Source organism: Pseudomonas paraglycinae (genome assembly GCF_021601625.1).
Classification (GTDB): Bacteria; Pseudomonadota; Gammaproteobacteria; order Pseudomonadales; family Pseudomonadaceae; genus Aquipseudomonas; species Aquipseudomonas paraglycinae.
This window is the reverse complement of the sequence record NZ_BQHR01000004.1, coordinates 380280-393396: the sequence shown is the minus strand read 5'-3', so window position 1 is coordinate 393396 and position 13117 is coordinate 380280. Positions and strand designations below refer to the sequence as shown.

Sequence of the window (13117 nt, the reverse complement as noted above, 5' to 3'; positions counted from 1 at the left end):
AAACTGGAGCGTCGAATACCTCATTTAATGTGACTGTTGACGATATTGGTCACAAAGATGAGAATATGATGATCATCCTATTTCAGTAAGTGAACCTATGCGCCGGCTTCGAATTTCCCCTATTGCCGCATGCCTGTTGCCACTCGCCCTGGCGGCGTGCGGTGATTCCTCATCCGCTGCAGACCCGCGCACACAGGCGCCTCTGGTCAGGTTCACCGCCGTTCAGGCTGCGGCTGACGGTTCTCGCACCTTCACGGGAGTGGTGACGGCGCGCATTCAGGGCGATCTGGGGTTTCGCGTTTCGGGCAAGGTGCTCGAGCGTCTGGTTGACACGGGGCAGAGCGTCAAACGCGGTCAGCCGCTGATGCGGCTCGACCCCATCGACCTGGGGTTGCAGGCACGCGCGCAGCAGGAGTCGGTCATCGCCGCACGGGCCCGGGCCAGGCAGACAGCCGATGACGAAGCCCGCTATCGCACTCTGGTCAGCGCCGGCGCCATTTCCGCATCGGCCTACGATCAGATCAAAGCCGCCGCAGATACCGCCAAGGCGCAACTCAGCGCCGCTGAAGCGCAGGCGGACGTTGCCCGCAACGCTTCCGGTTATGCGGTGCTGGTCGCCGATGCCGACGGCGTTGTGGTGGAAACACTCGCCGAACCCGGACAAGTCATCAGCCCTGGACAACCGGTGGTTCGGCTGGCGCGGGCAGGGCAGCGCGAGGCCATCGTGCACTTGCCCGAGACGTTGCGCCCCGCAGCAGGATCCACCGCGCAAGCCACGCTCTATGGCGACGCCTCGGGTGCTGTTACCGCGAAACTGAGGTTGCTTTCGGATTCGGCGGACCGCACGACGCGTACGTTCGAGGCGCGCTATGTACTGGAAGGCGCGTTGGCCAATGCGCCGATAGGTTCGACAGTCACCCTCAGAATCGCCGAGGGTTCGACACCCGCCGCATCGTTGCAAGTGCCCATCGTTGCGCTTTACGACGCGGGTCAAGGTCCTGGCGTGTGGGGCATCGCCGGGACACCGCCAACCGTGACCTGGCGACCGGTTCAGGTGCTGGGGTTGAGCGACGATTCGGCCCGAGTCGCTGGCGATCTCCGGGTTGGCGAACAGATTGTGGCGCTGGGCGCTCACCTGTTGCGCGAAGGTGAAGCAGTAAGAATGCCCGTGCCTGATGCGGCGACCGTTGCCGGGAGTCGTCCATGAGCGAAGGACGATTCAACCTTTCTGCCATCGCCGTTCGCGAGCGTTCGATCACGGTCTTTCTGATTTTCCTGATCGCCGTTGCCGGCACCCTGGCATTCTTCCAGCTGGGGCGTGCCGAAGATCCTCCGTTTACGGTCAAGCAGTTGACCGTCATCACGGCGTGGCCGGGGGCGACCGCACAGGAGATGCAGGATCAGGTCGCGGAGCCACTGGAAAAACGCCTGCAAGAACTCAAATGGTACGACCGCTCGGAAACCTATACGCGGCCAGGGCTCGCTTTCACGATGGTCTCGTTGCTCGATAGCACGCCGCCCTCGCAAGTGCAGGAAGAGTTCTATCAGGCGCGTAAAAAACTCGACGATGAAGCGATCAAGTTGCCAGCGGGCGTCATCGGGCCGATGGTCAACGACGAGTATTCGGACGTGACCTTTGCGCTGTTCGCCCTGAAAGCCAAGGGCGAGCCGCAGCGTCTGCTGGTCCGCGATGCGGAGTCCATGCGCCAGCGCCTGTTGCATGTGCCGGGGGTGAAGAAGGTCAACATCATCGGCGAACAAGCCGAACGGATATTTGTTTCTTTCTCGCATGACCGGTTGGCGACCTTGGGCTTGTCACCGCAGGATATCTTCGCCGCGCTGAACAGTCAGAACGCACTGACCCCGGCCGGATCAATCGACACCAGCGGGCCACAGGTTTTTCTGCGCCTCGATGGTGCGTTCGACAAGCTGCAGAAAATCCGTGACACCCCTGTGGTGGTGCAGGGGCGGACACTCAAGCTGTCTGATGTGGCGACGGTCGAACGCGGTTACGAAGACCCGGCTACCTTTCTGGTGCGTAATAACGGCGAAGAGGCGCTGTTGCTCGGTGTGGTGATGCGCGAGGGCTGGAACGGCCTTGATCTGGGCAAGGCGCTGGATGCCGAGACCGTCAGGATCAACGAGGAAATGCCCTTGGGTATGACCCTCTCGAAAGTCACCGACCAGGCAGTGAATATCGACTCCGCCGTCGGCGAGTTCATGGTCAAGTTCTTTGTCGCGCTGCTGGTGGTCATGCTCGTCTGCTTTCTGAGCATGGGCTGGCGCGTTGGCGTGGTGGTCGCCGCTGCGGTGCCGTTGACCCTGGCGATCGTGTTTGTGGTGATGGCGGCCACCGGCAAAAACTTTGACCGTATTACCCTGGGGTCGTTGATTCTGGCGCTCGGGCTGCTGGTCGATGACGCGATCATTGCCATTGAAATGATGGTGGTGAAAATGGAGGAGGGCTACGATCGCATCAAGGCCTCTGCCTATGCCTGGAGCCACACGGCGGCGCCGATGCTGTCCGGAACCCTGGTGACGGCGATCGGTTTTTTGCCGAACGGTTTCGCTCAGTCCACGGCCGGCGAATACACCAGCAACATGTTCTGGATCGTGGGCATCGCTCTCATCGCTTCGTGGGTCGTGGCAGTGGCGTTCACCCCTTATCTGGGCGTGAAACTGTTGCCGGATATCAAGGCGGTGGAGGGTGGACATGCGGCGATCTACAACACGCCGCGATACAACCGCTTTCGCCGGGTTCTGACCCGGGTCATTGCCCGCAAATGGCTGGTCGCGGGCATGGTCATTGTGCTGTTCTTTGTGGCCGCTGCGGGTATGGGCCTGGTGAAGAAACAGTTCTTCCCGACCTCTGACCGTCCTGAAGTCATGATCGAAGTGCAAATGCCCTACGGCACCTCCATCGAGCAGACCAGCGCCACGGCCGCCAAGGTCGAAGCCTGGCTGCGCCAGCAAGATGAGGCAAAAATCGTCACGGCCTATATCGGCCAGGGTGCACCGCGTTTCTTCCTGGCGATGGCACCGGAACTGCCCGATCCGTCGTTCGCCAAGATCGTTGTACTGACCGACAGTCAGGAAGCACGGGAAACCCTCAAATTGCGTTTTCGTGACGCGGTGGCTCAAGGGCTCGCCCCGGAAGCGCGCCTCAGGGCATCGCAAATCGTATTTGGTCCTTATTCACCGTTTCCGGTGGCCTACCGGGTGATGGGGCCTGATCCGGCCAAGTTGCGCGTGATCGCCGAGCAGGTGCGGGGTGTGATGCAGGACAGCCCGATGATGAGAACCGTGAACACCGATTGGGGGCCGCTGACTCCGTCGTTGCATTTCAACCTGGATCAAGATCGTCTGCAGGCAGTGGGGCTGACATCGACTGCGGTTGCACAGCAATTGCAGTTCCTGCTCAGCGGAGTACCGATTACGGCGGTGCGTGAGGATATTCGTTCAGTACAGGTCATGGGGCGGGCAGCGGGCGATGTCCGGCTCGATCCACAGCAAATCGAAGGCTTCACCTTGGTCGGTGCGTCGGGGCAGCGGGTCCCGTTGTCGCAGATCGGCGAGGTTGATGTGCGCATGGAGGATCCGATCCTGCGCCGGCGTGATCGCACCCCGACCATCACTGTGCGCGGCGACATTGCCGAAGACTTGCAGCCACCGGATGTTTCCAGTGCGCTGCTGAAGCAACTGCAGCCGATCATCGAGAAACTGCCTTCCGGTTACCGGATCGAGCAGGCGGGCGCGATTGAAGAGTCCGGCAAGGCCGGCAAGGCGATCCTGCCGTTGTTGCCGATCATGATCGCCATGACCCTGGTCATCCTCATTGTGCAGGTCCGTTCGATCTCGGCGATGATCATGGTGTTCCTGACCTCGCCGTTAGGCTTGATTGGCGTGGTGCCGACTCTGCTCATCTTCAATCAGCCGTTTGGCATCAATGCGCTGGTCGGGTTGATTGCACTGTCGGGGATCCTGATGCGCAATACGCTGATTTTGATCGGCCAGATTCATCACAACGCGCAAGAAGGGCTGGATCCGTTTCACGCGGTCGTCGAAGCCACGGTGCAACGTGCGCGACCGGTCCTGTTGACGGCCCTGGCGGCGATCCTGGCGTTTATTCCCCTGACACACTCGGTGTTCTGGGGGACGCTGGCCTATACCCTGATTGGCGGCACGCTCGTCGGCACCATCATGACGCTGGTGTTCCTGCCCGCGATGTACTCGATCTGGTTCAAAATCGGTCCTGACGCCAGGCCGCCGGCTGCAACAGTCAAACCGGAGTAGCCATCAGTGCTGAAAATCGAGGCCTGGGTTCACCTGGCAGATCGATGCAGACATTCATGTGATGTGAGCGCCTACCGCCTTCGTTGGGCTTTCAAGAACGGCCCTGAGTGATTACTGGTCGACCCAGGTGCTTTTCATAATGACGAAGAAAGTGTTGCCACTCCGGTTCGCTCCAATAGGAATGCCGTCTGAGTTGCAAAATGTCGTGCCGAGCTGCCCGCAATGAGCTGATTCGCCCATGGGACTTCTCGAGATCGAGCAGCGCAAGCTCGAACTCGGGATTGCTCGACGAATTGCGAACTTTGATAAAAATGTGCTTTGAGCGCATGCAGCCATGTTGCCAGCGGCCGAGATGCATTCGTGCCATCAATGACGCGAGTATTTCGAGCACATTGTCCAGTTGCTTGGGCGTGTATTGGTTTTTTGCACCTTCGTTGTACCAGGATTCCAAATCCTGGAAACCGTTCAAGTCCTTGGTGACCAAGATGCCGTGCCAGACCCCTTTGATTTTTTGCGCACCGTAGTAAACCGGTTGAGGGGCGTTGACCCCAAGGTGGAGTAACTTTGTGAGCGCGCGGCCTTCGCGCAAGGTAGTGGGGCGCCCCAGAGGATATCTCAGGCTGCGAAACAAATGACCCGTCTGACGCTTAACGTACACAGTCGCACCGTTATGCAAAACTCGCTGCACTCCGCTCGTGCCACTCCTGCGTACGTTGGGTTCTTCTACCCAAGGGCCTGATGTATTCCACCAATAGGAAAAAATTTGGTCGGTTTGGCTCATCGCGCACTCCATTCTTGTGTTGTTATCAGCTGCGCCATCGGCCTTTTTGCTGGCTGGCATCATGCCGTTATTCAAACAGACGTTTCAATATTGGGCTAGTTCCTTTGATGACGCGCTTATCCATTATTGAGCGGGAGCTACGGTCCAAAGGCAGTCGTGAGAGATAAAACGGTTTCGGCCAGGACAGTCGTCCGCAGGAGGCAGCATTCGGCTGATAGCTATCAGTGAGGTGCCATCATCACGGCCAGGGTCATCTTGATTAATTCCCGTATTACATGAAGAGTGTTTTATGTTCGGCAGAACGCTGAAGAAGGGAGTGAAAGTTGCGGTTTGTGGAAAACATCCTGATGTCATCAGAATTTCTGGAACGCCAGAAATGACAAAGCCCTGAATAATCAGGGCTTTGTCGTATCAAATATGGCGGAGGCGATGGGATTCGAACTCATGGACCTGTTACAGTCGACGGTTTTCAAGTCCGAAGATTAATCCATATATTTCAATGCCTTAACTTGTATTCGTTTCCGCTAGGCAGTATTGATTAATGCTCTGGAAGCCTCTGAAATCAAGGGGTGGATACTTATTTGCGGAAACGAAGTTGTCCGGTTATCTGGCGTTCTGGGTAGGCTCATGATCGCCCTGAATTTCATAGCTGCAATCGAGTGGTTGCGCTTGATGGAAAAGCGACTTTCATCTGAATTGGGATTTTCGCAGCCAACCTGGTCAGTCGTGACAGGCAGGACACGTCCAAAAGCAGACGATCGCTGGAACGCTACAGACTAGATGCTTTTCCAATCATGCTGAAATTATGATCATCGTCGCTGTTCAGGCGGCGTTGGAGGCTCATTGCGTCTTGGCATGTCGCTGCTTTGAGGTCTGAATCCCTCCCGACCTTTCAATAACATTCGATGCGGTTGCGCCCGGCACGCTTTGCGCAATAGAGCGCCTTGTCGCTGCGCGACAGGCTGGCCTCAGCGCTGACATCGGCTGAATGGAGGGCGGCGATACCTACGCTGACCGCCAGTGTCAGACGTTCGTCTCCGTGGTCTAGTGGCGCACTGGCCAGCTCATCCTGGACTCGTTGGGCGAAGATTTTGGCCTCGTCGACGGAAGCATTGCTCAACACCACTGCGAACTCTTCGCCGCCCATGCGACCGGCAGCATCGGTTCTGCGCAGCTGTGTGCAGAGAATGGCCGAGAAGTGCTGAAGCGCGAGATCACCTACCGAATGTCCCCAGCGATCATTAATGGCTTTGAAGTGGTCAAGGTCGAACATCAGGATTACCGCGGGATAGCCGGCAGAGCGCTGCACACGCGCCAACTCGCTTTCGAGGTGCTGCATGAAGTGGCGACGATTGGACAGTTGCGTCAAGGAATCCGTGCTGGCGAGCACCTGCAGTTCTGCTTCGATTAGCTTGCGCTCGGTGACATCGGTGATGATGCCGTGCCAGAGCACACTCCCGTCCGCCAGTGCCCTGGGACGCGCAGCACCATGACGCCAAGCGGCGCCCCCACCGGGCAGCAGTACCCGGTATTCTAGGTTCCAGGGATTGAGATCCGTCGCAGACGCTTCCAGGGAGCCGAGGTAGGCAGTCAGATCGTCCGGATGGATGATCATGTGCAGCATGTCGGCATCCTGCATCAGTTGCTCCGGCGTCACTCCATAAATGTCGCGGGCCCCGATGCTGACGAAAGAAAAGCTGTACTGTCCATGCAACTGCCGCAGACTCTGGAAAACCATGCCGGGGATTTCGTTGGTCAGGTCGGTCAGCAGAGCGGCGTTCAGCTGTATCTGTTCCGACAGGGCGTACATTGCAGTGACGTCAGTGGTGGTTCCGACCATGCGCGAGGGTTTGCCGGCACCGTCAAATTCGACCACCTTGCCGCGACTGCAGACCCACTTGTAACTGCCGTCCCGGCAACGTAATCGGTGCTCGACTTCGAAAACCTCGGTGCGCCCGTCGATGGCCTCCTGGTAGACGGCCAGCACGTATGCGAAGTCGGCAGGATGGATGCGGGTGTAGGCCTCGGCAGGGTCGCTGCCGATCTCGTTGTTGGTGTAGCCCAGCAAGGCCTTCCAACTATCGGAATAGTTGACTTTGCCGGTGAGCATGTTTCGGTCCCAAACACCGGTGCCGCTAGTGGCGATGGCCAGCGCCTTACGTCGATCGTTTTCGCTCGGAAGCTCAAACTCCGCTCGATCCGAATCCTTCAGCAGCAGCGCCCCAACTGCCAATTGAGCGAACTCCTGCAACCCTTTTTGTTGCTCGGCATCGAGCTCGCGCGGTTGGTCGTGAAGCAGACAGAGAAGGCCGAGCTGCCCTCCACCTGGCGCCTGCAGTGGGCAGGCGGCGAGAAAGCGCAGCGAGGGAAACGTTTTTGTCAGTGGGTGATTGCGCAGATGCTCGTCGCGGCTGATATCGGGTACAAGCAGAAGTGTATGGGCATTGGCATCGGAGGGAAGCGGCATGCGGAGGTCTGGCAGTGTGTCGCGCACAATCGGGCCGGCGCCAGCGCAAAAGCGCTGTAGATCCTGTGCGCCGGTTGTCAGCAGGACGGCCACGACACCGAACTGCCGCCTGACCATATGGAGCAGGCCGTCGAAGCGCTCGTCTCGGGAATCTTCTGACGACTTGGATCTGCTGGACAACATTCGGACTTCTCCACTCCGGGGTACGAGTTGTGCCTCCCGGCGATTATCGGCTTGGGGTTGGAAAACTTAACAATAATAGCTTTCTGCCGTCATCATTTCGTTAAACCGTGACGAATTGGCTGGCAGCCCCTGCCGTTGTCTCAGTGGAACCGAAAAGGGACGGACTCGAGTCCCTATATTCGCTGGCGATGGCCAACCCTCATCCGGTGAATAAATAGCTCTGGTTTACCTACTCCGTCAGCCCGACTCGGGTCATGACGAGCCAGCTGCTGGTTACAGACTTATGTTTACGATTTGACTGGCTGCTGGAGGTAAGGGGCCGAGTCGTCTGCCTCTGGTCGGTTTCTGCTTGTCGTAACGGGCAGCCGTTGTCGTCCAGAAAGCAGATGTAGATTTGTCTGAAGTGGCGAAATAGCTGCCAAAATCATCGTGTTAAAGCGCCGCCTGAAATGGCAGCAAGATAAGCGCGTAAGTGTTGTTGGCACTTGAGGGTACCGAAAATTCGTTCAGCGACTACGGCAAGCGTCATCAACGACTATAGTCATTGGTGAGCCAGAGCGAATCTGACCATTCCCCTGCCAACCTGGCCTAATCCAATTCCGCGATTACACGGCGGATCTTCTTGTGTTCCTTGATGCGGAACGTGAATGTTTCGCTGCCGAAATCACTCAGGCTCAGGCTGAGATCGAGGCAGCGTTGTCTTTTTTTGAACCCCTTGATGGTGGATGGAGTTATCCCGTCGGGCACGTCGCATCCCACTGAGCACGTCCCAACCACCCATCTATCAAGGTTCAAGCAATGAATACTTTAGAGTTCGATGATGCACAAAAAACCAATGGCGACCTGGTTCAGGGTCCGCTGCCGGCCGGCACTGTCGCGCCCGACTTCACTCTTCACGCAACCCCTGATCAACAGTTGTCGCTGCGTGAGCTAAAGGGAAATCCCGTGATACTGGCGTTTTATCCCGCTGACTGGACTTCGGTGTGTGGTGACCAACTGACCTTGTACAACCAGTTGTTACCCACCTTCAGAGAATACGGTGCGGTGCTATTGGGTATCTCGGTTGACAGCGCCTGGTGTCATCAGGCCTTTGCCAAAGATCGAAATTTCCACTTCAGCCTGCTGGCCGATTTCGAGCCCAAAGGGGCGGTGGCACGACAGTATGGAGCGTACGAGTCCCAGCTCGGAGTTTGTAAGAGGGCACTGTTCGTGATTGACAAGGAGGGGGTGGTTGCCTGGAGCTACGTCTCACCAATGGCAATCAACCCTGGGGCGGACGGCATTCTGGATGCGCTGGATGCTCTGGTGAATTCGCCACAAAGCACGCCAACCAAAAATTAACAGGTGATTACATGGCCACTCTCAAAGTCCCGGTAAGTGCCAACGACCATCGCCAGGGAAGTGCGCATGCCAAGGTCACCTTGGTGGAATTTGGCGACTATGAATGTCCCTATTGCGGTGAAGCTTATTGGATGGTCAAGAATCTGCAGCAGCATTTTCGCGATGATTTGCTGTTCGTGTTCCGTAACTTTCCTCTGACCACTGCTCACCCGCATGCGCTGGGTGCAGCGGTCACCGCGGAGTATGCCGGGAGTCGAGGGTTCTTCTGGGAGGCTCACGACGAATTGTATGAAAATCAGGATCGATTGGGTCTGCCGCTGTATCGCGCCATTGTTCTCAAACACGGCCTTTCCAGGGAGGAATTCGATCTTGCAATGCAAGAGGATACTTACATTCCCAAAATACAAGCCGATTTCAATGGCGGTGTACGCAGCGGCGTGAATGGCACCCCAGCGTTTTACATTGACGGGCTTCGCTATGACGGAGTTCCAGAGTTCATCGGGATGAGTCAGATGATTGAGCTTTTGTTAGTGCGTGGACGAAATCGCTAGAGAGCCAAATCGGCTTGGCATCACCCACATCGGAGCCGAGGAAAAACCAACGTTAGCTTCCTTTTACATTAAAGAGGTGGACACGGAGCCGGCAACTAATGAAATCTTTGAAGTATTATGAAGAAAATCGACACGCCACATGGTTGGAGTTGTTTTTTGACCTGACTTTCGTTGTTACGATAGGCCAGGTTACGCACACTCTCGGACATGTTCATGACGGGCACTTTGAACATAAGCAATTATGGACATTCTTACTGCTTTTTGTACCGTTGTGGTGGATCTGGTCCAGTCACACGATTTACTCCAACAGGTTCGATACAGACAGCAATCTTCACCGTTTGGCAACATTATTCATAATGCTCCTGCTCATTGTGCTGTCGGCACGGATCGGGGAAGACCTGGAAGTGAACTACCCGCTTATTATTGCCTGCTATTTTGGTATACGTGCGATCATCAGTGTCATGTATATTTCCTCCATTAGTAAACTCGATTCTCGCGGCGAACTTTCCTCAAGGCTCGGCTTCGCCCTATTAGTTAGCGCAGTTATTAGCCTTTCATCCGTTATTTTTGACCCGCCCTTGCGTTACCTTGTTGCTTATATTGGGATTGTTCTTGATATTCTGTTTCCTGTATTTTTCTGGACTAAATTAAAACCGTTGCCAGCACACACAGAGCACTTGGTTGAGCGCATAGGCCTACTCACCCTAATCTTATTGGGGGAGTCAATTATTAGCCTTTCCGGAGGCTTATCTAACATTCAATGGGGTTATTACAATGTGATGGCGGCCATCACCGGATTCATCATGATTTGCAGTATCTGGTGGATCTACTTTGATAGTTTTTACTTATTGAACAAACATCAAAGCAGTATGAGTGGGCACGCCTTAATCTACTCGCACCTTTTTCTTTTTATGGGGCTGGCACTTCTGGCAAATTTGATCAGGCATGCGATCCTGAACGACATTGCGATGCGCGATTTCCAGATTATGTCGATCACCGGCATGGTCTTGTTTTTCCTGGGGAAGCAATATGGCTATTTCATAGCTGTGAGTCGAATAAGGAAATACATACTGCAAAACACCTTGATCGTGTTTTTTTTAGGTGGGTTAGTTATATTTCTACCGCGTGTCGAGTACATATTGGTCGGCTTGACAGTCACCATGATTTGTTATGTTCTCCTGAATTTCAGATATCGTTGAGTCTTGATTATCAGGCCACAGCTCGGGAAAAGTGATCAAGCGGCTGGTCTGCGGTTTGCGCGCTGCCTACTACGTCATTCTCAGTGTCCAAGCGACATGCGACGCTACCCTTGGTCTCTTTGGGTTTGTAATCCTGGTGTCGTCGACCATAGTTAATTGCCGGATGCCCCTTTTAGCTATTGCGACCAGATAGCACCAGCCGCATCGTAACAACAGGAGCCACGTCATGGTCAAAGTAGCGTTGTTCGTTCGTCTGGAAGCAAAACCTGGGAAAGAGAAAGAGGTGGAGCGCTTTCTCTTGAGCGGCCTTCCTTTAGTGGAGGAGGAGCCAGCCACTACAGCCTGGTTTGGAATCCGCTTGGGGCCGTCTACCTTTGGCATCTTTGACGCATTCCCGGATGAAGCGGGCCGGCAGGCTCATCTTTCGGGCAAGGTCGCGGCGGCGCTTATGGCAAACGCTGCCGAGCTGTTTGCCGAACCGCCATCAATCGAGAAGGTTGACGTCCTTGCGGCCAAGCTACCCTGAAAGGATACGCGCGCAAATCGTGTCCATGGACGGCGTGGAAGCCGCACAGAATCTGCAAGGCAACGTGCTCATCACGGGTTTAGGCTGGGTAGGGTAGATTGTTTGCCGGGCACCGGTCGCTCATGGCGCGAAGATCTCCATCATTGATATAGAACCGGAGGTCATCCGCGCCGTGACACTTTATGGTTTCGTCAAGTGAGCATTCGTCGGCGTAGCAGTGACCGATGTTCAATGCGCTGCCTGACGCGGCTGCACTCCGAACTGCGCAACGATGTGCGTACCCAATTCCTCGATAACCTCCGCCGCAGGGCGCTTGCCATATTTGAGATTGAGAATGACGTGGTCCACGCCGATTTCCTCAAGCGACTCCAGCAAAAATCGTAGATGGTAACGTCCAAGTCTGAACCCCAAATGGATACGTGTGGGTGGCGTTGACGGATTTTCATCGAGATCGATGTACAGCGACTGAGTAAAGGGCTTGTACACAGAGCCACATTGTTTCGTGACCTCCAGTCGCCAATCTTCCACGACCAGCCGCTGCATGTTCGGAATGCGTGGATAGTTGATCCATCCGTTGCTCTCACGCGCGATCCAATCCAGTGGCTGGCGACTGTTGCCGGTCACGAGCATTGGAATGAATTGGGTGGTAGGTTTCGGAATCAGGTCTGCGCCTTGCATTTCACCAGTGCTCCAGTGGATGGGCTCAAAACTGGTGCTGTGGGCGCGGCGAATCACTTCGTAGTGTTCTCGAAAGATCTCTCCACGCCTTTCGGGATCGACGCCAAACGCCGAAAACTCCACTGGCCGATCTCCCGAAGCAACCCCCAGAATCAAGCGACCAGTGCTCAACTGATCGACGCTGGCTGACGCCTTGGCCGTGTGCAGGGGATGGTGCAGCGGGATGGCGATGGAGGCGGTGCCAAGTGCAATCTCCGAGGTATGGGCGGCCATATAACCCAGGTAAACCCAGGGGTCGAAGACTTGGCCGACATCGCCGAAGCCAGGGTCGCGAAGCGGCACGTCGCGAAACCAGAGCGCGCAGAAGCCCAGCGCCTCGGCTTTTTTAGCCAGTGTGACCTGGTTGAGCATGCTCGGAGTGTCCCCGTCGAACGCCTCCATGGGAAAGAACAATCCAAGGCTCAAATGCCCCTGAGTGAAGGTTCGGCTGAACCCTCGATGCTGCTGGTAAGGAATCGTGCTCGGCCGATACATACGGATTGACCTCATGACAGAACGTGAACAGCGCCCCCGTTTCCAGAGGTGCTGCGGCATCGGTCGCTTTTGAACGGCAGGTTGGGTCTGGCTTTTACCCGTTGCGCCGTACTGCTGGTCGTGTGGACCGGACTCAGGGGGCAGTTGCTGGCCATAGGCGCGGGTTGGTCCGGGTGGGGGTTAAGCGGACGGTCAAAGGAAGTCAGATCTCTCGGCTCTATACCACCAGATGGGCAAGGCGTTCGAGGAATCATTCTATAAGCGTAGGCGGTTTTGCAGCTCTCCGCCATATTCTTGCAATCGAGCCACTGACGGGCGAAAGTCGCATATCGAAGGCAGTTATCGGTCGTTTCCTGCCATTCCAGAACGGCCGCTATTCGACGATTGCTGCCTGTCGCGGAGGGCAGCATTCGGCCAAAAGCTGCCACGGTAACGGGTAGAAAGCGGCAAAAAATAGTCATTGGAGGAATGTCAACACGAAGTCGATGTCCATTTCATCGACCGCCGGAGGCGGCCGTTATGACACTCGCTGGTTTTGGCCCTAGTGACGTGAAGCTTGATGAA

The 13117-nt window shown here is 56.0% G+C and carries 9 protein-coding genes; 6 read left to right on the top strand and 3 right to left on the bottom strand.

The features are described from left to right. Positions 1-97: 97 nt before the first annotated feature. Positions 98-1207 (top strand): efflux RND transporter periplasmic adaptor subunit, encoded by a 1110-nt coding sequence (locus L6D82_RS08495; RefSeq protein ID WP_236188710.1) that lies wholly within the window; start codon positions 98-100, stop codon positions 1205-1207. Next, the gene (locus L6D82_RS08490; protein ID WP_236188708.1) at positions 1204-4293 is read left to right on the top strand and encodes an efflux RND transporter permease subunit; all 3090 of its coding nucleotides are present in this window, start codon (positions 1204-1206) and stop codon (positions 4291-4293) included. The genes L6D82_RS08495 and L6D82_RS08490 overlap by 4 nt, the downstream gene beginning before the upstream one ends. Positions 4294-4384: 91 nt before the next feature. On the opposite strand, the gene L6D82_RS08485 is transcribed toward L6D82_RS08490, so the two are convergent. Further along, the gene (locus L6D82_RS08485) at positions 4385-5074 is read right to left on the bottom strand and encodes a lipopolysaccharide kinase InaA family protein (RefSeq protein ID WP_236188703.1); all 690 of its coding nucleotides are present in this window, start codon (positions 5072-5074) and stop codon (positions 4385-4387) included. An 892-nt stretch (positions 5075-5966) separates the two neighbouring features. Beyond that, a complete protein-coding gene (locus L6D82_RS08480; protein ID WP_173940206.1) occupies positions 5967-7724 on the bottom strand; it encodes a sensor domain-containing diguanylate cyclase in 1758 nt (585 codons plus the stop codon). A 798-nt stretch (positions 7725-8522) separates the two neighbouring features. On the opposite strand from L6D82_RS08480, the gene L6D82_RS08470 reads away from it, so the two are divergent. The 4 genes from L6D82_RS08470 to L6D82_RS08455 all read left to right on the top strand — a co-directional run bounded on the left by L6D82_RS08470 (position 8523) and on the right by L6D82_RS08455 (position 11341). Further along, positions 8523-9065 carry a redoxin domain-containing protein gene (locus L6D82_RS08470; protein WP_102687725.1) on the top strand — a complete coding sequence of 181 codons (543 nt, stop codon included), beginning with the start codon at positions 8523-8525 and terminating at the stop codon, positions 9063-9065. An 11-nt stretch (positions 9066-9076) separates the two neighbouring features. Next, a complete protein-coding gene (locus L6D82_RS08465) occupies positions 9077-9616 on the top strand; it encodes a DsbA family protein (protein ID WP_070086726.1) in 540 nt (179 codons plus the stop codon). A gap of 98 nt (positions 9617-9714) precedes the next feature. Further along, positions 9715-10815 carry a low temperature requirement protein A gene (locus L6D82_RS08460; protein ID WP_236188702.1) on the top strand — a complete coding sequence of 367 codons (1101 nt, stop codon included), beginning with the start codon at positions 9715-9717 and terminating at the stop codon, positions 10813-10815. Between the two features lie 226 nt (positions 10816-11041). Continuing rightward, positions 11042-11341, top strand: coding sequence for a putative quinol monooxygenase (locus L6D82_RS08455; protein ID WP_102687723.1), 300 nt, complete (start codon positions 11042-11044; stop codon positions 11339-11341). 228 nt (positions 11342-11569) lie between these two features. On the opposite strand, the gene L6D82_RS08450 is transcribed toward L6D82_RS08455, so the two are convergent. Next, the gene (locus L6D82_RS08450; protein WP_236188701.1) at positions 11570-12553 is read right to left on the bottom strand and encodes an LLM class oxidoreductase; all 984 of its coding nucleotides are present in this window, start codon (positions 12551-12553) and stop codon (positions 11570-11572) included. Positions 12554-13117: the final 564 nt, after the last annotated feature.